Here is a 19,419-nt window from a genome sequence, read left to right on the forward strand (position 1 = left end):
TCAGCCGGACCGCTTTTGTAAGATCGGTCTGACATCCAGCCAAGCGGCAATGCCGATATAAATTGCCAAACCCAAGCTGCCGCTGAGCCAGACATTCCATTGATACGTTGCCAAGCAATAACGGTTGGCAAAATACAAGGCCAAACCCAGCCCGAAATAGCCGATGATTTTGCCGATAGGATAAGTCACCGGGTAATAGCGGCGGCCCAATAGCCAAGATAAAACCACCATCAAAAAGTAGCAGGCCAGCGTCGCCCAGGCCGAGCCCAGATAACCCCATTGCGGAATCCACAGTATATTCAAAGCTGTCGTCACACCCGCGCCGGTTAGCGATACCCAGGCGCCCAGGCCGGTACGGTCGCTGAGTTTGTACCAAACCGACAGATTGACGTAAATCCCCAGCAGCAGATTGGCCATCAGTAAAATTGGTACCACGTCCAGTCCGGCGCGGAACTCCTCGCCGATGAAATACTTGAACAGATCGATGAACAACATCACCAATAAAAAGATGAATACCCCGGCAATCACGAAGTACTGCATGACCAGCGCGTAAGCCCGTTTGGCGTCGGCGCGGCCTGCGTAAGAAAAGAAAAACGGCTCGCCGGCATAACGAAACGCTTGCACGAACAAGCTCATTAAGATCGACAGCTTGTAGCAGGCGCCGTAAATGCCCAGCATTTTCAGATTGGTGGTCAGATCGTAAGGCAACAAGACTTTCAGAATCGCCCGGTCCAGCATTTCGTTGACCATCCCGGCAAAACCGATGATGACCATTGGCAGGGAATAGCGCAGTATCGGCACCAACACACGCGGATCGAGCTGAAAGCGTACCGCCCGGAACTGCGGCAACAGCAGCAGCAGTTTGCTGACGCTGGCCGCCAGATTGGCTAAGAAGATATAACCGACGCCTAACTGCGGATCGTAATAAGTCGCCAATTCGCTAGTCGGCCAGACAGTCTGTAATTTCGGCCACGCTAGCAAAAACAATAGATTTAAGGCTATGGCGATGAAAATCTCGGTCATTTTGATGCCGGCGAAGCGCCAAGCCCGATTCTCGGCGCGCAGCTTGGCAAACGGTAGCGCCGACAAGGCATCCAAGGCCAGAATCCAGCCGAACCACAGTAAATATTCGGGATGTTGCGGATATTGCAACCAATCGGCCAAGGGCTGTTGCCAATAACTGATAGCGGCGATAAAGCCGAGATTGGCAATTAACAAAAACCCCAATGCGCTACGGTAAACCTCGTCGCCGCTAAACTCCGGCTTTTGCCGAAAGCGGAAATAGCCTGTCTCCAAGCCCAGCACCAACAGCACCGCAAAAAAGCCGGCATAAGCGTAAAATTCTGAGACGACCCCGTACTCGCCGGCGCTGAAGGTGTAGGTGTACAGCGGCACCAACAGATAATTCAGAAAGCGGCCGACGATGCTGCTGAGGCCGTAGATGGCGGTTTGGGAAACGAGTTGGCGTAATGAGCTCAAAGGCGGGGTTCCGTGGGTTGAAAAGCAATGACCCGTCGGCGCGATTTCGGCTGTTCCAGTCTGGCGCGCGGGACGGGATTTAACCGCTATTGTAAGCCGATTCGGCGATTTGACGGTTAGCTTGGGTGGGAGGCGGCGTTTAGGCCTTGGTCGCGGCCAAGCTATTTTCGATCAATATTTCCGCTGCCGCCGAGGCGGTGCGCATCGCGCCGGATTCCCGCCGCATCTGCTCGCTGACGATTGCGCCGGAAATCAGCATGGCCAGTTGTTTGGACAGTTCGTCCGGATGGGCCGCGCCGGCCTGTTCGGCCAGGTCGGTCAATAGTTGGCGGAATTCGTCCGAAAATTCGGCGGCGGCCAGTTGTACCGGGTTGGCTTGCTCGGCAAACTCGGCAGAGGCGTTGATAAACGGGCAGCCGCGAAATTCCGGGCTGGACAGCAATTCATCGAACACGGCGAATACCGCCAGCAATTTTTGCCGCGGCTGGTCGGCGCGAGCCTCGACGCCGGTGAGGATGCGGGTCATTATTGCTTCCCGGCTTTTGCGCAGGTGGGCCAGCACGAGATCGTCTTTCGACGGAAAGTATTTGTATAGGCTCATCTTGGTGGTGCCTGCGGCCTTGACGATGGCGTCGACGCCGGTGGCTTTGATGCCCTGGCTGTAAAACAGCCCGGAAGCGGTTTGCAGAATGTGGTCTTGGAGATTGCGAGCCATAATTTGGAAGAGCCGAAAAATAATTTGCAACTATACAGACCGGTATGTATTATTTCAACAGACTGACCGGTCTGTTCGGCTGCAGTCGTTGTTCAACTACAGGAGGCAATTCGATGATTACTTTATACGGTGTTGCGATCAGCAACTATTACAACAAGATCAAATGGGCGTTGATGGAGAAGGAAATCGCTTTCATTGAAGAATTGGTGGTACCTAGTCAAAACGAGGCGGTTTTGAAGCGTTCACCGTTGGGGAAAGTGCCTTTTATCAAAACCAACGAAGGCTATTTGTCGGAATCGCAAGCGATATTGGAGTATTTGGAAGACGCATTTCCGGAAAACCCGTTGTATCCGGCCGACCCATTCGAACGCGGTAAATGTCGGGAATTCATTCAACATATCGAACTCAATGTCGAGCTGATCGCCCGCCGCTTATACTCGGAAGCGCTTTTCGGCGGCAGTGTATTGCAGGAAACCAAAGACGAAGTCAGGCAAAAAGTCGAGGCCGGTCTGACCGGCTTAGCCAAATTGATGAAGCTGTCGCCCTATGCCTTGGGCAGCCAATTCAGCGCCGCCGATGTCGTGGCTTGGCCGCATCTGCAATTGGTCGGCTTCGCGACCCAGAAAATTTACGGCCAAAATCTGGTCGTGGAACACATACCTGGAATAGAGGCATATATTGCCCTGATCGAAAGCCGGCCTTACGCCAAACAAGTAGGCAACGACCGGGCGGCTGCCTTGGCGGCGTTTTTTGCAAAAAAGTAAACTGGCGTGGTTCGGGGGTTAGGCGGTTTTTGAGTTGCCAAACGCCCGGCTAGGATCTCGAGAGCAGGGACTACGATTGCTCTCGATTTCCGTCTTTGAGCTTATTGCATCGCTAGCGGGGCAATTTATCAATCTCTGAAAAGTGGCGCCCAGGTAAATAGCGTCGATGCGATCGAACCAGTCAAAAAACTGGCCTTGGCCCATCTTGGTTTCGCTTATGATTTTGGTTTTGAAACCCACAAAAGCTTTAGTTGTACCGAATTTATCTACTTCATTTACCGTTGCGTTTGCCCTTTTGTCGACATCCAGTTGGTAGAGAAAAGTATCCTGTTTTTGACACGCAAGGTATTGCGGCCGGATGACTTCTTAGCACGGGTTTACAACAGATTTTTATCCAAAAATGAGCGGGGGCCTATCAATATGGAGAATGTAAGCTTTGCAATAGGTGGCTTGCAAAGTCATCATGCGGCGGGCGGAAAAAGTCTGGAGAGTGCAGGCGGGCCTGTGAGGACACCGGCCTGCACCATTTCAAGCCTTAAGCTTCGTAATTGGCGCTGGCGAATTCCCAGTTAACCAATGCCCAGAAAGCTTCCAGGTATTTGGGGCGCAGATTGCGGAAGTCGATGTAATACGCGTGTTCCCAGACATCGCAAGTCAAAATGGGAGTTTGACCGGCGGTCAATGGGCAACCAGCATTGCTGGTGCTGACCAGTTCCAGGCCGCCTTTATCATTTTTAACCAGCCATGCCCAGCCTGAGCCGAAAGTGGTGACTGCGGTTTTGGTGAATTCTTCCTTGAATTTTTCGAAAGAGCCGAAAGTTCTTTCGATAGCGTTAGCCAAGCCGCCGGTCGGTTCGCCGCCGCCGTTAGGTGACAAGCTGTTCCAGTAAAATGTATGGTTCCAGACTTGTGCCGCGTTGTTGAAAATACCGCCGGAAGATTTTTTGACGATCTCTTCCAGAGACAGGCTTTCAAACTCGGTGCCAGGGACCAGATTGTTCAGGTTGGTGACATAGGTTTGGTGATGTTTGCCGTAGTGGTACTCGAGTGTTTCCTCGGAAATGTGAGGTGCCAATGCGTCTTTTGCGTACGGTAATGCGGGTAATTCAAAACTCATCTTCATTCTCCAGATTGATTGAACAGCAGCAGCTATTAGGGATGGACTAACGGCCCAAACCTAATTACCCAGCATTATAATAAAGAATTATTCCATAACACTAACTAATCTAAGGAAAACAGCCATGGCGCTTGAAGTTGAACATAAATTTTTGCTGACCAGCGGCGATTGGCGCGCCGAAATCGATCATTCCGTGCATTACAAGCAGGGTTATCTCAGTAGCAGCCCGCTCAGTTCGATTCGGGTGCGGATATCCGACAGCCATGCCTGGCTCAACATCAAAAGCGCGACTATCGGTACCCATAGGCAGGAATTCGAATACGAAATCCCGTTGGCGGACGCCAATAGCATTCTCGACGATCTGTGCCACAAACCCTTGATCGAGAAGATGCGGCATTTTGTTTATCGCGGCCAGCACGTCTGGGAAATCGACGAATTCATGGGTGACAACCAGGGTTTGATCGTCGCCGAAATCGAATTATCGGAAGTCGGCGAGTCCTTCGCCAAACCGGCTTGGCTGGGCGCTGAAGTTACGGAAGACTTGCGCTATTACAACAATAATCTGTGCAAATATCCGTTTAAGGATTGGAAAGACAGTTAAGGCTGACCCACTAATAACGCTAAAGCCTTCCGTTTTGTTTTCTTTTGGTGCATTTTGTTGCAAAAGTTACACAGCGTGTGCGTTGAATAACAACGAAATTACAAATATTCGTCGTCAATAGGTTGAAGCGGCAACAAATTTGACCCAACTTTTAGGTCAGTAATAAAGCTATAAAACAATAATTTACAGTACATATTGAAATGTAGGCTGCAATGCTCTATATTTCGTGTATGAGTAAAGCCACTATTGTTGTTTTTTTGATACTATTTTCCGCGCCGCTGTTCGCATCGGAGCTGACTAAGGCTATCGCCGATCTGGAGAGCGATTGGGCTAGCGCGTATTATCAAAGCGACGAAACCCGGCAAAGACAGACTTATCCGCTGTTGCTGGAAAAAGCCGCCGAATTGACCGAGCGCTATCCCAATGCCGCCGAACCGAAAATCTGGCAAGCCACCATTATCGCCACCAATGCCGCGTTTCAATCGTCATTGAGCGCCCTATCGAGCCTGGAAGCGGCCAAGGCCTTGCTGGAAGCCGCCATTGCCCAAAATCCTAGCGCATTGGATGGTGCCGCGTATGTGACGCTGGGTACGCTGTATTACATGGTGCCGGGTTGGCCGGTGTCGTTTGGCGATAATCAACTGGCCGAACAAATGTTGAAAGCCAGCCTGAAAATCAATCCCAACGGTATCGATGCTAACTACTTCTATGCCGACTACTTGCTACAACAAGACCGTAGTGCCGAAGCCGAGGAATATTTGCACAAAGCCATTCAGGCGCCGCTGCGTAAGCAGCAAGTGTTCGCCGACAGCCAATTGCAAAACGAAGCCAGACTGGCATTGGCCAATACCCAGCAACGCAAATCCAACGCCGGCAAAAACAAATTTCAATCGCTGTTCACTTCCGCAACAGCCGACTAAATCTGGCTGGCATAATGGCCTTTCGATGTAGAATATCGCTACTTCACAATAGGCCGTTTGGCGTTTATGAAAAAAACCATTTTTGGGCTGACAACGGTCTTTTTTCTACTGTTTAGTGCAGTCAGCGTTGCCGTCAATTCCTCGGCGGATCAGCCATTGGAAACAGTGGCGTTGCAATTGAAATGGTTTCATCAATTCCAGTTCGCCGGTTATTACGCGGCTGTCGAGCACGGCTACTATGCCGAGGAAGGCTTGCAAGTCACGATACGCGAGCGTGACCCAGCCCAAGATTACATTGAACAAGTTGCGTCCGGGCAAGCCGAATACGGCATCGGCGACTCGGGTATCATCGCCCAGTACGCCAACGGCCGGCCTATCGTGGCCCTGGCGGCCATTTTTCAACACGATGCTTTGGTGTTGTTCAGCAAACAATCTTCCGGCGTCATCAGTCCTTACGAAATGGCTGGCAAACGTATCATGTACGATGTGGGCGGAGAGAATAACGCCCAGGTGCGTGCTTTGTTGGCCGAAGCCAACCTCGACGAAACCCGCTATCAAAAAATTGCCGAGACTTTTAACCACGACGATTTCATCGCCGATAAAGTCGATGTAATGTCCGGTTATATTACCGACCGGCCATTTATCTTCCGCGCCGCTGGCATCCCATTCAACATTATTAATCCGCAAAATTACGGCATCGACTTTTACGGGGACATACTGTTTACCAGCCGTAACGAGTTGCAACAACACGCCGGCCGTAGCGAGCGCTTTCGCCGCGCCAGCCTGAAAGGCTGGCAATACGCGCTCGACCATCCCGAAGAAATCGTCCAACTGATCCTCAACAAGTATCAAAGCAAACTGAGCGTGGAACAGTTGCGCTTTGAGGCTGAGGAAACCCGTAAGCTGATCATGCCGGGTAGCATTCCGCTGGGTCAAATCCAGGCGGACAGACTCAGGCGGGTAGCAGGTATTTATGCCAACCTGAAATTGGCCAAGCCGTTGAGCGACAGCCGACTCAACGACTTCGTTCATAGTGGCAGCCAGCCCATCGAGTTGCAGTTGACCGAAGCCGAGCGGCAATGGCTAGTGGAACACCCGGAAATACGGGTCGGCATAGACCGTGATTTTCTGCCTTACGAATCTCTGGACGAAAACGGCAATTATGTCGGCATGGTTGCCGAACATTTGCAACTGATCGGACAGCGGTTAGGCGTTAAATTCGTGCCGATTAAGAACAAATCCTGGCAGGAAACCCTGGATATGGCCCAGCGCGGCGAACTGGACATGATAGCCGCAGCGGTGAAAACGCCGGATCGCGAGCAATATTTAAACTTTACCCAGCCGTATATCAGCACGCCGGCCGTCATCATTGGCGATGAAAATAGCGGTTATATCAATACATTAAGATTGCTGGCCGGACATCGGGTGGCGGTGGAACAAGGTTATTTTCTTCAGGAACTGTTGAGTAGGGATTACCCGGAACTGCAACTGGTGGCTGCTTCGTCGGTACATCAGGCATTAAACCTGTTGGCGGAAGGCAAGGTCGATGCCTATGTCGGCGACGCCGCCTCGGCCAGTTATGTGATCAAACAGCAGGGCTTGTTGCATCTGCGCATCAAAGGGCAGACCAATTATCTGAGCGAGAGCCGGATGGCGGCAGTCAAGACTCATCCGGAATTGCTCAGCCTGCTTGACAAGGCGTTGTCCGGGATCGGTCAACGCGAACACGATGCCATCGTTAACCGCTGGATGGCCTTGAAAGTCGAGCAAGGCATTCGCCTGGAAACCTTGTTGAGGCCGGCGATCGCCGCATTATTGATATTGCTGTTTTTTGGCTATTGGGTGTTTCGTATGCGCAGGGAGATACGCGCGCGTAAAGCCAGCGAAACCGATTTGGCCAGGCTTTACACCAATATGTCGCTGGGCTTTGCGCTGCATCAAGTGATTCGCGATCACAGCGGCAAAATCGTCGATTACCGCTATCTGGATATTAATCCGGCTTTCGAGAAAATGACCGGGATCGCTCGCAATAACTGGATAGGAAAAACGGTCAGGCAAGTGCTGCCCAATACCGAGGCTGCCTGGATCAGCAGTTTCGATAGTCTGGATACTAGCGGTGAACCCAAGCACTTAGAGAATCACGTGGTGCAACTCGGTCGGTGGTATGCGATCGACAGTTATAAAGCCGGTCCCGACCGTTTTGTGGTCCTGGTCCAGGATATTACCGAACGCAAGGAAACCGAGTTGGCGCTAAAGCAAAGCGAGGAGCGCTTCCGTATCGGTCAAGTCTACGGCGGCGTCGGCATTTGGGAATACGATCTGATTAATGATCGCCAATACTGGTCGGACATTGTCACTACCGATTTGGGCTTCCCCAATACCGATCTTTTTACCTGGGATCATTTTCTGGCGGTAGTTTGCCCCGAGGACAGGCCGGTGATCATGGAGGCCTCTCGCCGGCATATCGAGTCCGGTGCCAAATACGATGTCGAATACCGGATTCGAACCGAACAAGGTGAAAAGCGCTGGATGCGCTCGGTCGGCCAAGTCGAACGCGATAGTATCGGCAAGCCGGTGCGAATGCGGGGTATCATCCAAGATGTCAGCGAACGTAAAAAAGCCGAAGAAAAACTGCGCTTGTCGGCACGGGTATTTTCGGATGCGCACGAAGGCATCATCATCACCGATGTCAACGCCTTGGTTATCGATGTCAACGCGGCGTTTACCGAGATTACCGGTTACAGCCGGGAAGAAGCGATAGGCCGGAATCCGCGTTTCCTAAAATCTGACCGACATTCGGCTGAGTTCTACCAAGCGATGTGGCAAACATTAAACGAAACCGGGCATTGGCAGGGCGAGATATGGAATCGCCGTAAAAACGACGATTTGTATGCCGAACTACTGGCTATTTCGGCATTGCGCGACGAGGCCGGCAACGTTATCAATTACCTGGGTTTGTTCTCGGACATCACCGAAAGCAAACAGCACCAGCAAGCCCTGGAAGTGTTGGCGCATTTCGATCCGCTTACTCAGTTGCCCAACCGGGCGTTGTTTGCCGACCGTTTTGCGCAGGCTATTGCTCACAGCAAGCGCGCGGAATTGCTATTGGCGATATGCTATATGGATTTGGACGGTTTTAAGCAAGTCAACGACAATTTCGGCCACGAAACCGGCGACCAGTTGTTAGTGGAAGTGGCCAAACGGATCAGACAGAATCTACGCGAAGGCGATACGGTATGCCGACTGGGCGGCGACGAATTTGCGCTATTGTTTGAAAACCTGCAATCCGTGCAGCAGTGCGAAGATGCCTTAAGTCGTATCCATCATGCCATGGCCGAACCGTTCCAGCTCCAAACGCATCAGATCAGGATTGCCGCCAGCAGTGGGGTGACTATTTATCCATTGGATCGCGAAGATCCCGATATTTTGCTACGCCATGCCGATCAGGCCATGTATCAGGCTAAATTGGATGGCCGCAATTGTTACCGGATTTACGAACATTTGGCCAATCAAGCCGAGAGCATTAATCATCGTCCTAGCCGTCTGGACCAAGCTTTGGCCGAAGTGGGCCAAAGCTTGGTCCAGAGCCAATTCCGCTTGCATTACCAGCCCAGAGTCAATATTAAAACCGGTGAAATCGTCGGTATGGAAGCCTTGATTCGCTGGCAGCATCCCGAGCGTGGCCTGCTATCACCCGCCGAATTCTTGCCGATTATAGAAAACACCGCGCTGGAAATCGATGTCAACAATTGGATGTTGCGTCAGGCATTTAAGCAGTTGCAAATCTGGCAAGACCTGGGCTTGCGATTGCAAGTCAGTGTCAACATCTCGCCACGCCATTTGCAATGGCCGGATTTTGTTAAAAATTTGGAAGCGCTGTTGGCCGAACATCCGCAAATATCCTCGCGGCAGTTGGAACTGGAAGTGTTGGAAAGTAGCGTGCTGGATGATTTAATTTCGGTCGGCGAGATTCTCCAGCAGTGTTATCACGAGTTGGGTGTGCCTTGCGCGCTGGACGATTTCGGCACGGGCTATTCGTCTTTGGCTCACTTGCGGCATTTGACCATCCATACCGTCAAAATCGACCAAAGTTTTGTGCGCAACATGATAGACGATCCCAACGATATGGCTATCGTCGAGGGTGTGATTGCTTTGGCCAGGGCTTTCAAGCGAGAAGTCGTCGCCGAAGGCGTGGAAGATATCGAGCACGGCGTATTTCTGATTGCGCTGGGCTGCAACATCGCCCAAGGCTACGGTATCGCCCGGCCGATGCCGGCCGATGCGGTAGCGGGCTGGGTAAGAAATTATCATAACCATCCGGCTTGGACCAATTGCGCCAAACGCTCGCTGAGCAACTGGCAAAATCAGTTGGAATTGCTGAAACTGCAACAGCAATATTGGTTGCGGCGTATCGAACAATGCCTGCAAGCCAACGCCGATAGCAAGCTGCGCTGGCCGATTTTGAATTCGAATAAATCGCATCTGGGTAAATGGCTGGAGCGGCTCAGAAGCGAGCAAAACACCGATCCGCGCCTGCTGAACCAATTGGAGCAAGCGCAGATTCGTCAATATCAACTGGCTCGGCAATTGCTGAACAGCCATCAAAATGGCATTAATAATGGCGATTTCAAAAAGTTGTTGGAGGTTAACCTGGAGATTGTGCAATTATTGGAACAGGTCGAACTGGTTGTTTGAGCGGTGTTTGTAAAAATCGTGTAATCGGGCTTCCAGCAATTCGAAATCGCAATGCGCCGCCAGGCAATCGGCTAAGCGCTCGATACCGGCTTCGCGCAGCGCATTGAAATCGACCGTTTGAGTTTGCCGGAAGCCGGCCCAATGCAGCAAGGCGTCGCCGGCTTCCGGCAGATCGAATAGACCGTGCAGATAAGTGCCGGCCACCAAACCGTCCTCGGAAATCGCCCCGTCGTCGCCTTCCGCCAGCGTGAACAAAGGGTGAGACAAGGCCGGGCCGCTGCTGACGCCCAGGTGTATTTCGTAGCCCGCTACCGGGGTAGCCTGTCGGTAAAAGCTGCCACTGGTTTGTCTTAAACATTTTTGCGCTTGTAAAACCGTTTCCATGTTCAGCAAACCTAAACCTTCGGCGCGGCCTGCTTGGCCTTCCAAACCTAATGGGTCGTCTATGCCGTTGCCGAGCATTTGAAATCCGCCGCAAATCCCCAGCAGCTTGCCGCCGTAACGCAGATGGCGGCGGATAAACACGTCCCAGCCTTGCTCTCTAAGCCTCTTCAGATCGCTACGTACCGATTTACTGCCGGGCAGCACGATCAAATCGGCGCCGGAGACTTGATCCGGATGCTTTGCAAAACTGACGCGAATGCCAGGGTGCAATTGCAGCGGATCGAAATCGGTATGGTTGCTGAAGCTGGGCAGATGTGGCACCACGATATGAAAGGCTTCGATTTGACCCTGCTGCGCATGCCGGGTGGACAAGGCGTCCTCCGCTTCCAAATACAAATCGTGTAAATACGGCAGTACCGCCAGCACCGGCTTGCCGGTTTTCGCTTCCAGCCAATCCAAGCCGGGTTTTAACAGCGCGATGTCACCGCGGAAGCGGTTAATGACAAATCCGACTACCCGTTGTTGCTCGCTTTCGGAAAGCAATTCCAGCGTGCCGACCAGGTGCGCAAACACGCCGCCGCGGTCGATGTCGGCGACCAAAATCACCGGGCAATCCACCGCTTCGGCGAAGCCCATATTGGCAATGTCGCCGGCACGTAAATTGATCTCGGCCGGGCTGCCGGCGCCTTCCACGATCAGCATCTGGTATTGATTGCTCAAGCGTTGCCAGGACGCCAGCACAGCTTGTTTTGCGACTTTTTTATAATCGTGATATTGCGTAGCCGATTGGTTTTGCAGCACCTTGCCGTGAATGATCACCTGCGCGGTGGTGTCGGTATTGGGCTTGAGTAGCACCGGATTCATATCGCTGTGCGGCGGCAAACCGCAGGCTACCGCTTGCGCGGCTTGGGCGCGGCCGATCTCGCCGCCGTCGACGGTCACCGCACTGTTCAATGCCATGTTTTGCGGTTTGAACGGTGCCACCGCGATACCTTGGCGGTAGTAATAGCGGCACAATGCCGTCACCAGGGTACTTTTGCCGGCATCGGAGGTGGTGCCTTGTACCATTAGCGCTTGAAACGGCGGCTTAGGATTCATCGGGCCAGCCGTTTTCGTAAATAAAAGCCGATAAGGGTTGCGGCGTCGCCCAGTTCTCCAATTCCAACATCGGTTTGGGATAAAACTCGGCGACATGGCCCAGGCAGAGGACCGCAATCGGCCGGCTGCCGGCCGGCATTTTCAATAATTGCGCCAGCGCCTCGGGATCGAACAGCGAGACCCAGCCCAGCCCCAGTCCCTCGGCGCGCGCCGCCAGCCACAGGTTTTGGATGGCACAGGCCGCCGAGGCCAAGTCCATTTCCGGCAGGGTGCGGCGGCCGAAAATGTGGCGCTCGCGTTGGTCGGGCAACGCCACGATCAGCAATTCGCCGCAATCGAGGATGCCTTCCACTTTCAGTTTCATGAATTCGTCGTGGCGTTCGGCGAGCGCTTCGGCAGTCAAGCGGCGCTCCTGTTCGACCAGATCGTAAATGCTGATGCGCAGGCCGCGATCGGTGATGCGGATGAAGCGCCAGGGCTGCATCAAGCCGACGCTGCCGGCTTGATGGGCGGCTTGCAGCAGACGGGTCAAGGTCTCGGTATCGACCGGCTCTGGCAGGAAATGCCGCATGTCGCGGCGTTCGGCAATGGCTCGATAAACGCCGGCGATTTGCTGTTCGGGGAAACGGTGTGCGGTGTCTGTTTCGAAGACGTTGTCTTCGGATTGATCGGGAGTGGAGTTTCGATGCATTAAAGTGCGACCGTAACCAGCACGGCGGTTTCCACCAATTCCACGGCCGCGCCGTAAACGTCGCCGGTGGCGCCGCCTAAGCGCGCTATCGCGGCATGACGTAGCCACAGCAACAGCAAACCGGCCGCCGCTAAAGCCGGTAATCCGGCAATCGCTAAAGCCAGCAGCACACAAGCGCCTACTAGCAGGCGTGCTGTAGATACCGGCAAATGTTGCAAGAGCGTTTCCGCCAAGCCTTGTGGGCGAACATAGTCGGTGCTTAACATCAGCACTAAAATGGCGCTACGGCCGAGTAACGGTGCAATCAATAGCGGCGCGAATCGACTTTGCGCCAGCAACGCCGTGAGGGCGGCGAATTTCAACAGCAAGACCAACACCAATACGCTGACCGCGATCGGCCCGGATGCCGGATCTTTCATGATGTGCAGGCTGCGCTCGCGGTCGCCGTAGCCGCCTACCCAGGCGTCGGCGCAGTCGGCCAAGCCATCCAGATGCAGGCCGCCGGTCGACAATACCCAGGCAGTCAGCACTAGCGCTGCTTGCAATAGCGCCGAATTGCCGGGCAGCAAGCTTGCCAGCGCCGCCAGCAATATTCCCAGCAACAGGCCAACCGCCGGATAAAACAACACCGAACGGCCCAATTGCTTATCGCTGGGGAGGCCGCGATAGTCGACGGGAATGCGGGTTAAAAATTGCAGCGCGATTAAAAACGAATCCACGATTATTTTAAATGACGGCCCTTGGCATCCTTGTAGATATGGCCGGTGGCGATCAATACGCCTTCGATAAAGCCCCACATCACGCCGAAGCCGCCGGTAACCAGGGTCACCACGGCCTGGGTGAAACCGAGGAAATAAAAGCCCAGATAAATACGATGTAAACCGATCGCTCCTAAAGCGATGCCCAGCAAGGCCGCCACCATCTTGCTTTTGACCGGTTTGGCTTCCATCAGATAGGCGCCCACCAGGCTGACGTCGGTCACCTTGTTGTCTTCATGATCGAAATCCACATCGTCGCCAGGTTTGGGTGGCGCTTCCGATGTCCATTGATCGAGATGGAATTCGTAGAATTGACCTTCGTGTTTGATCACGCCGGTCTGGCACCTATCATCGTAACTTTCTATATGTCCTAGCATGTTGTTTACCAAATCATCGTTGTATGCTTTTTATTATTATTGGGGCCGTTAGTCAGGCCGCTGCTCGCAGTGAATAAAAAACCGGTGTCGCCTAAACGCCACCGGTTATTTTTCGCCGCCCATGATACGGGAAACCACGCCGACTCGCCATTGATCCTGGTTGCGATAGCCGGAACTTACGATGTTGAAACTTGGGCCTGACTAAAGGTCGCCATTTCGTTATGTAGCCGGCAAGCCATTTGTAATATCGGCACGGCCAACACCGCGCCGCTGCCTTCGCCAAGGCGCATATCGAGATTCAGCAAGGGTCGGGCATTCAAGGCTTGCAAGACTTGGGCATGACCTTTTTCCGCCGAACAGTGGCCGTAGAAAAACCAATCGGCGCAGCCCGGATTAATGCCGATCGCCAACAAGGCCGCGACGCTGCTGATAAAACCGTCGACCAATACCGGCAAGCCGCGTCGGGCTCCGGCAACATAGGCGGCCGTCAGCGCGGCGATCTCGAAACCGCCCAGCGTTTGCAGAATCTCCAACGGCGAGTTTAATCTGGATCGATGGCGCAGCAAGGCTTCGGCTATCACCTGAGCTTTGTAATCAATTTGTCCGGCATTCAAGCCGGTGCCGGCGCCGGTGATGTCGGCAGCCGGCATCCGCAACCAGGCTGCGGCCAACGCGCTGGCGCTGGTGGTGTTGGCGATGCCCATTTCGCCGCCGATGAAAATGTCGGCGCCGTTAGCGCTAGCCCGGTCGACGGCGGCTTGGCCGGCGGCCAGCGCGATATTGAGTTGTTCGGCGCTCATCGCCGCCGTGTGTTTGAAATTGGCGGTGCCGGGGCCGGCCCGATGATTGACGACATTGGGTAAATCCAGGGCTTGCAGCAGACCGACATCGACGACTTCAAAATAGGCATCGATATGGCGGGCCAACACGTTGACCGCTGCGCCGCCGACCGCGAAGTTTTTCACCATTTCCATCGTTACGACTTGCGGAAACGCCGACACACCTTCCTCGGCAATACCGTGATCGGCGGCAAATACGCTGACATGAACTTTTTCCAGGCGCGGTTGTTCGCTATGCTGCATCGCCGCTAGTCGGACGGCGCATTCTTCCAGCAAGCCCAGCGAGCCGGGCGGTTTGGTCAATTGCGCTTGTCTGTCCAATGCGTGTTGGCAATAGCTGGCGTCTGGCTCGGCTATCGGCTCGAATAAATTGTGCATCGATGTTTAAAGGTTTTTGAGGGTTTGCGGCAAGCCGGCGGTGACTAATACCACCTTGTCGCTGAGTTGGGCGAGCTTTTGATGTAAAAAGCCGGCTTCGTCGACGAAGCGGCGGGTCATCGCGTCGGCGGCGACCACGCCGGAACCGACTTCGTTGCTGACCATGATCAGATGGTGCTGGCCGGTCGCCAGTGCCGTGCATAAGGCTTCGGATTGTTGCTGGTAGCGTTGGGCTTGCAGATGACCTTGTTTATCGAACAGCGTATTGCACAACCATAGAGTCAGGCAGTCCACCAACAGGCAATGTTGTTTGCCAGCGTAATCACTGATGACCTGGGCCAGTAGGATGGGTTCTTCGACTGTGAACCAATGATCCGGACGGCGTTGCCGGTGATGCTGGATGCGGACTTGCATTTCGTCGTCGCCGGCTTCGGCGGTGGCGATATACACCACCGGCAGACCGGACGCCAGCGCTTGTTGTTCCGCGTAGCGGCTTTTACCGGAACGGGCGCCGCCCAACACCAGCTCAATCATCGGCCAGACGCACCGCCAGTACATCGCATTTGGCGTGATGCAGCACGCCGTTGGCGGTGGAACCCAGCAACAGCGCAAAACCGTGGCGGCCATGCGAGCCGACCACGATCAGATCGACACGATTTTCTTCGGCTACCCGGACGATTTCCAGTTTCGGACTGCCCATTTCCAGCCATTGCCGTTCCTCGGGCACGTTCAATTTCTCGCCCAGCTCGCGTAGACGTTTTTTGGTGGCGTCCAGCAGTTCCTGGGTCAAATCGACATCGAACGGGATAATGGGGCCGTAAGCCGGGTCGGTGATTGGCAAATTATCGACGACATGCACCAGACTCAGTTGAGCGTTGCTTTGTGCGGCGATTTGGCGGGCTTTTTCCGCGACCTGATCGCCATGTTCGAAAAAATCGGCGGCCAATAAAACATGTTGATAAATAGTCATAAATCCTCCTAGTTGCTAGCGGGCGTTACTACGGTGAACAACAAGCTCATTACCTGCGAGGAAATCAGTATATATAAAAAAGCCAGCGCCAAACCGAAAAGCAATGGCCGGTCCAGCGCATGCCGGAAAATATGGCCGTTGACCAGCCAATGCCAGCCCATCAATACCATCATCGCAATAAACGCCACGTCGCCGATCTGGGTGCCAAGGCTGGCGACGGCCGGAATCGCGCACAGACTGATCACCGCGTCGGTCCCCAATAGAGCCGTCAAGGTTTGCGGAAAGCGGGCGGTTTTGCCGGAAAAATACAGCAACGGATAGCTGAAGCCAACCATCAACGCGGTTTCGACGGCGATCTGCATCAAGGCATGCAAGAGACTGCCATCCAATAACAAAATCAACAAATTGATCAGCAGATACGGCACGAACATCAGCCGCAACAACCACGGCGACGTGGGCACATCCTGCGGCCCTTTGCGTAGAATGCTAATCTCGAAAAACAATACGATCAGTTGGTACATGCTTACTCCGCTTGTTGTAGGTTTTCCTCGGCCGCCAGCCAATCCATTTCGGCCTGCTCCAGCGCACTATCGATTTGGTTTTTCCGACTCAGCAATTGTTTCAATTGTTCCTTATGCTCTTCGGCGTAAATGGCCGGATCGGCCAATTGCTCTTCCAAATCGCGTTGTTGCTGATGAAATTTCTCCACCGCCGCCTCGGCTTTTTTCACTGCGTCCAGCCAAGGTTTTAGACGCTGGCGGCGTTCGGCGTCCAGTTTACGCTGATCCTTGCGCGACACGCCGCCGGTATTATCGGTTAGTGCCGGCTCGTCGCCGGCTTTCTTTTGTTCGGCCAGCCATTGTTTGTAATCGTCCAGGTCGCCGTCGAAGGGCTGCACCTTGCCGCCGGCGACCAACAGTAGTTGATCGGTCACGGAGCGCAGCAAATGTCTATCATGCGACACCACCACGATGGCGCCTTGGTATTCCTGCAAGGCTACGCTCAGCGCATGGCGCATTTCCAAGTCCAGATGGTTGGTTGGCTCGTCCAGCAGCAGTAAATTGGGATTTTGGTAGACCAGCAGGGCCAGCACCAGCCGGGCTTTCTCGCCGCCGGAAAACGGGCCGACCGCATCGTTGACCTTGTCGCCGCGAAAATCGAAACCGCCCAGAAAATTGCGTAAATCTTTCTCGGTCGCTTGCTTGTCCAGCTTCTGCAGGTGCCAGAGCGGGCTTTCCTCCAGCCGCAGCAATTCCAGTTGATGCTGGGCGAAATAGCCGATATTCAGATCCTGCGCGGTTTGTAGTTTGCCGCTCAGTGCCGGCATCTGGCCGGCCAGCACCTTGATCAGACTGGATTTGCCGGCGCCGTTAGGTCCCAGCAAGCCGATGCGGTCGCCCGGCGAAATCGACAAATTGGCGTTTTTGATGACGATCTTGTCTTCATAGCCGATGTCGGCTGCCTCGATTTTCAGCAGCGGATTGGGCATTTTCTTCGGCGGCGGAAAACTGAAACCGAACGGCGAATCGACATGAGCCTGGGCGATCAGCTCCATCCGTTCCAAGGCCTTGATCCGGCTTTGCGCTTGTCTGGCCTTGGTGGCTTGGGCCTTGAACCTGTCCACAAAACTCTGGATATGGGCCATCTCACGTTGCTGCTTCTCGTAGGCCGTTTGTTGCTGGGCCAGCTTTTCGGCGCGCATCCGTTCGAAATCCGAGTAATTGCCGGTGTAAATCTCGGCCCGGCTTTGCTCGATGTGGACGATGTGGTCGGTGATGGTATCCAGAAAATCCCGGTCGTGGGAAATCAGTAGCAGGGTGCCCGGATATTTGCACAGCCAATCTTGCAAATAGATCACCGCATCCAAATCCAGGTGGTTGGTAGGTTCGTCGAGCAGCAGCACGTCGGAACGGCACATCAGCGCTTGGGCCAGATTCAAACGCATCCGCCAGCCGCCGGAAAAGGAACTGACCGGCCGGCTTTCCTGCACGGTGCTGAATCCCAGGCCGTTCAGCAAGCGCGAGGCGCGGGCTTGCGCGGTGTAGCCGCCGACATGATCCAGCGCGGCATGCAGCTCGGCCAGTTTCAAACCGTCGTGAGCTTGTTCGGCGGCTTGTAAGCGGCGCTGCAGATCGCGTAATTCGCGGTCGCCGTCCAACACATAATCGATCGCCGAGCATTCCAAGGCGGGCGTTTCCTGGGCCACATGCGCCACCTCCAGATTGGGCGGCATCGAAAACTCCCCCTCGTCGGCATGCAACTCGCCGCGCAGCAATGCAAACAAGCTGGATTTGCCGGCGCCGTTGGCCCCGGTCAAGCCGATTTTTTGACCTTTATGAATGGTGAATGAGGCCCCGCTAAACAGCAAACGGCTGCCGCGACGGATGGCGATGTTTTTGAAATTAAGCATGGCGGTGAAAAATTGGCTGGGTGCATCGACGCACAACAGGGGAATTTTAACGCGCGAGAGGGCATGGCGTCTTTTGCAGTTTATTGTCGGCGATCTGCATCGGTTCGGTCTGTAGGTAATGTCTGGCTGGGATCGGTTTCAAGAGCGGCTTTTTGTGCAGATGGATTGCCTGATCGGTTACTCGAACTAAACTTTAATGGGTCGAAATGGTCTGCCGTGTTATTAACAGCATTTAATCAAGCAAAGAGGTGCGTCATGTCGTTAAAGAACGAGTTTGAAAGTTTACTGGGCAATTTGGAAGCGGTTCGCGAGGAACTTCGATTAAAGCTGCATCTGGCGTCGATGGAAGCCAAGGATGAATTCGAGGAAGCTGAAAAACAGTGGCAGTTGATCAAAAGCAAAGCGTCTGAAATTGCCGACGACTCGGTAGAAACTTCCGAGGAATATATCGCCAAGGCCAAAATTGTCGGCGAAGAACTTAAGGAGGCGTATCAACGCGTCGCCAAGCGTCTATCCGAGTAATTCTGACTCGTAGCCTCGATCAAAAGCGGTAATATCAAAGGAATACCCCGTTTGCTTTACCGCATCTATGATCGTTCTGAACTAATTTAACGGAAGCAGGTGTGTAAGACGGTGTCTACGATGCAAGAGTTACCGTTAGCAGAAGTCTATCGGTTATTGGAGCCGGGGCCGGTGGTTTTACTGACCACTGCTAATCAGGGCGGGCTCAATCTGATGACTTTATCCTGGCACATGATGGTGGAATTTGAGCCGCCCTTGCTGGCCTGTGTGGTCAGTAGTGACGATTACAGTTTTGCTGCGCTACGTGCCAATCGGGAATGCGTGATCGCCGTGCCGGCAGTGGAATTGGCTACCAAGGTGGTAGAGGCTGGCAATCTATCCGGCCGGACTGTCGATAAGTTTTCGGTGCTTGGTTTGACGCAACTGCCGGCTCAACATGTCGCCGCACCGTTAATCGCCGAATGTTTCGCCAACCTGGAATGCAGGGTAGTTGATAGCCAGCTAGTGAATAAATACAATCTGTTCGTCCTAGAGGTTGTCAAAGCTTGGATTGATCCGGCGCAACAAAATCCCAAGACCATCCATCATCAGGGGTACGGCCGATTTGTGATCGATGGCGAGATCATCGAATTACAATCAAGGATGCGTTGACCAACATAAAGGGTGATCATTACTGCTGGTTCGCTACCCGGACTTTTTTC

18 protein-coding genes are annotated in these 19,419 nt (G+C 53.7%); 6 read left to right on the plus strand and 12 right to left on the minus strand.

What is annotated here, in order from left to right:
* A complete protein-coding gene (locus QZJ86_RS00705; protein WP_301935762.1) occupies positions 1 to 1,479 on the minus strand; it encodes an oligosaccharide flippase family protein in 1,479 nt (492 codons plus the stop codon).
* A gap of 139 nt (positions 1,480 to 1,618) precedes the next feature.
* A complete protein-coding gene (locus QZJ86_RS00710) occupies positions 1,619 to 2,194 on the minus strand; it encodes a TetR/AcrR family transcriptional regulator (RefSeq protein WP_301935763.1) in 576 nt (191 codons plus the stop codon).
* 113 nt (positions 2,195 to 2,307) lie between these two features.
* On the opposite strand from QZJ86_RS00710, the gene QZJ86_RS00715 reads away from it, so the two are divergent.
* Positions 2,308 to 2,958, plus strand: coding sequence for a glutathione S-transferase family protein (locus QZJ86_RS00715; RefSeq protein ID WP_301935764.1), 651 nt, complete (start codon positions 2,308 to 2,310; stop codon positions 2,956 to 2,958).
* 535 nt (positions 2,959 to 3,493) lie between these two features.
* Here QZJ86_RS00715 and sodB read toward each other — a convergent pair.
* Positions 3,494 to 4,075: a superoxide dismutase [Fe] gene (gene sodB, locus QZJ86_RS00720; RefSeq protein WP_301935765.1), complete on the minus strand. Its 582-nt coding sequence runs from the start codon at positions 4,073 to 4,075 to the stop codon at positions 3,494 to 3,496.
* Between the two features lie 124 nt (positions 4,076 to 4,199).
* Here sodB and QZJ86_RS00725 point away from each other — a divergent pair, with 124 nt between their 5' ends.
* The 3 genes from QZJ86_RS00725 (at position 4,200) to QZJ86_RS00735 (ending at position 10,291) form a co-directional block, all read left to right on the plus strand.
* Positions 4,200 to 4,676: a CYTH domain-containing protein gene (locus QZJ86_RS00725; RefSeq protein WP_301935766.1), complete on the plus strand. Its 477-nt coding sequence runs from the start codon at positions 4,200 to 4,202 to the stop codon at positions 4,674 to 4,676.
* Positions 4,677 to 4,906: 230 nt separating this feature from the next.
* On the plus strand, positions 4,907 to 5,596 hold the full coding sequence (locus tag QZJ86_RS00730) for a tetratricopeptide repeat protein (protein WP_301935767.1): 690 nt from the start codon (positions 4,907 to 4,909) through the stop codon (positions 5,594 to 5,596).
* A 66-nt stretch (positions 5,597 to 5,662) separates the two neighbouring features.
* Positions 5,663 to 10,291, plus strand: coding sequence for an EAL domain-containing protein (locus QZJ86_RS00735; RefSeq protein ID WP_301935768.1), 4,629 nt, complete (start codon positions 5,663 to 5,665; stop codon positions 10,289 to 10,291).
* Here the strand turns inward: QZJ86_RS00735 and QZJ86_RS00740 are convergent.
* From QZJ86_RS00740 to QZJ86_RS00780, 9 genes are all read right to left on the minus strand, one after another.
* A complete protein-coding gene (locus QZJ86_RS00740) occupies positions 10,262 to 11,773 on the minus strand; it encodes a cobyric acid synthase (protein ID WP_301935769.1) in 1,512 nt (503 codons plus the stop codon). The two genes, QZJ86_RS00735 and QZJ86_RS00740, sit on opposite strands and share 30 nt — an antisense overlap.
* Positions 11,763 to 12,464: a 5,6-dimethylbenzimidazole synthase gene (gene bluB, locus QZJ86_RS00745; protein WP_301935770.1), complete on the minus strand. Its 702-nt coding sequence runs from the start codon at positions 12,462 to 12,464 to the stop codon at positions 11,763 to 11,765. Before bluB ends, QZJ86_RS00740 begins: the two co-directional genes overlap by 11 nt.
* Positions 12,464 to 13,183, minus strand: a complete 720-nt coding sequence (locus QZJ86_RS00750) for an adenosylcobinamide-GDP ribazoletransferase (protein ID WP_301935771.1) — start codon at positions 13,181 to 13,183, stop codon at positions 12,464 to 12,466. Before QZJ86_RS00750 ends, bluB begins: the two co-directional genes overlap by 1 nt.
* Positions 13,184 to 13,185: 2 nt before the next feature.
* Complete coding sequence (locus QZJ86_RS00755) at positions 13,186 to 13,599, minus strand: TM2 domain-containing protein (RefSeq protein ID WP_301935772.1); 414 nt, start codon at positions 13,597 to 13,599, stop codon at positions 13,186 to 13,188.
* Positions 13,600 to 13,775: 176 nt separating this feature from the next.
* Positions 13,776 to 14,816 (minus strand): nicotinate-nucleotide--dimethylbenzimidazole phosphoribosyltransferase, encoded by a 1,041-nt coding sequence (gene cobT, locus QZJ86_RS00760; RefSeq protein WP_301935773.1) that lies wholly within the window; start codon positions 14,814 to 14,816, stop codon positions 13,776 to 13,778.
* A gap of 6 nt (positions 14,817 to 14,822) precedes the next feature.
* The gene (gene cobU / locus QZJ86_RS00765; RefSeq protein ID WP_301935774.1) at positions 14,823 to 15,350 is read right to left on the minus strand and encodes a bifunctional adenosylcobinamide kinase/adenosylcobinamide-phosphate guanylyltransferase; all 528 of its coding nucleotides are present in this window, start codon (positions 15,348 to 15,350) and stop codon (positions 14,823 to 14,825) included.
* Positions 15,343 to 15,786, minus strand: coding sequence for a universal stress protein (locus QZJ86_RS00770; RefSeq protein WP_301935775.1), 444 nt, complete (start codon positions 15,784 to 15,786; stop codon positions 15,343 to 15,345). Before QZJ86_RS00770 ends, cobU begins: the two co-directional genes overlap by 8 nt.
* Before the next feature lie 8 nt (positions 15,787 to 15,794).
* Positions 15,795 to 16,307, minus strand: coding sequence for a hypothetical protein (locus tag QZJ86_RS00775; protein WP_301935776.1), 513 nt, complete (start codon positions 16,305 to 16,307; stop codon positions 15,795 to 15,797).
* 2 nt (positions 16,308 to 16,309) lie between these two features.
* Entirely contained in the window at positions 16,310 to 18,196 is a 1,887-nt protein-coding gene (locus QZJ86_RS00780; RefSeq protein ID WP_301935777.1) for an ATP-binding cassette domain-containing protein, read from the minus strand.
* Between the two features lie 255 nt (positions 18,197 to 18,451).
* On the opposite strand from QZJ86_RS00780, the gene QZJ86_RS00785 reads away from it, so the two are divergent.
* Both QZJ86_RS00785 and QZJ86_RS00790 read left to right on the plus strand, forming a co-directional pair.
* Positions 18,452 to 18,718, plus strand: coding sequence for a hypothetical protein (locus tag QZJ86_RS00785; RefSeq protein ID WP_301935778.1), 267 nt, complete (start codon positions 18,452 to 18,454; stop codon positions 18,716 to 18,718).
* A gap of 120 nt (positions 18,719 to 18,838) precedes the next feature.
* The gene (locus QZJ86_RS00790) at positions 18,839 to 19,369 is read left to right on the plus strand and encodes a flavin reductase family protein (protein ID WP_301935779.1); all 531 of its coding nucleotides are present in this window, start codon (positions 18,839 to 18,841) and stop codon (positions 19,367 to 19,369) included.
* Positions 19,370 to 19,419 lie beyond the last annotated feature (50 nt).

This window comes from Methylomonas montana (genome assembly GCF_030490285.1).
Taxonomy (GTDB): domain Bacteria; phylum Pseudomonadota; class Gammaproteobacteria; order Methylococcales; family Methylomonadaceae; genus Methylomonas; species Methylomonas montana.

Coding starts and splice junctions, on each gene's coding strand:
- QZJ86_RS00710 (WP_301935763.1), bottom strand. CDS start 2,194: ATGGCTCGCAATCTCCAAGACCACATTCTGCAAACCGCTTCCGGGCTG.
- QZJ86_RS00785 (WP_301935778.1), top strand. CDS start 18,452: ATGTCGTTAAAGAACGAGTTTGAAAGTTTACTGGGCAATTTGGAAGCG.
- QZJ86_RS00770 (WP_301935775.1), bottom strand. CDS start 15,786: ATGACTATTTATCAACATGTTTTATTGGCCGCCGATTTTTTCGAACAT.
- QZJ86_RS00790 (WP_301935779.1), top strand. CDS start 18,839: ATGCAAGAGTTACCGTTAGCAGAAGTCTATCGGTTATTGGAGCCGGGG.
- cobT (WP_301935773.1), bottom strand. CDS start 14,816: ATGCACAATTTATTCGAGCCGATAGCCGAGCCAGACGCCAGCTATTGC.
- QZJ86_RS00755 (WP_301935772.1), bottom strand. CDS start 13,599: ATGCTAGGACATATAGAAAGTTACGATGATAGGTGCCAGACCGGCGTG.
- QZJ86_RS00730 (WP_301935767.1), top strand. CDS start 4,907: ATGAGTAAAGCCACTATTGTTGTTTTTTTGATACTATTTTCCGCGCCG.
- QZJ86_RS00725 (WP_301935766.1), top strand. CDS start 4,200: ATGGCGCTTGAAGTTGAACATAAATTTTTGCTGACCAGCGGCGATTGG.
- bluB (WP_301935770.1), bottom strand. CDS start 12,464: ATGCATCGAAACTCCACTCCCGATCAATCCGAAGACAACGTCTTCGAA.
- QZJ86_RS00735 (WP_301935768.1), top strand. CDS start 5,663: ATGAAAAAAACCATTTTTGGGCTGACAACGGTCTTTTTTCTACTGTTT.
- sodB (WP_301935765.1), bottom strand. CDS start 4,075: ATGAGTTTTGAATTACCCGCATTACCGTACGCAAAAGACGCATTGGCA.
- QZJ86_RS00775 (WP_301935776.1), bottom strand. CDS start 16,307: ATGTACCAACTGATCGTATTGTTTTTCGAGATTAGCATTCTACGCAAA.
- QZJ86_RS00740 (WP_301935769.1), bottom strand. CDS start 11,773: ATGAATCCTAAGCCGCCGTTTCAAGCGCTAATGGTACAAGGCACCACC.
- cobU (WP_301935774.1), bottom strand. CDS start 15,350: ATGATTGAGCTGGTGTTGGGCGGCGCCCGTTCCGGTAAAAGCCGCTAC.
- QZJ86_RS00780 (WP_301935777.1), bottom strand. CDS start 18,196: ATGCTTAATTTCAAAAACATCGCCATCCGTCGCGGCAGCCGTTTGCTG.
- QZJ86_RS00715 (WP_301935764.1), top strand. CDS start 2,308: ATGATTACTTTATACGGTGTTGCGATCAGCAACTATTACAACAAGATC.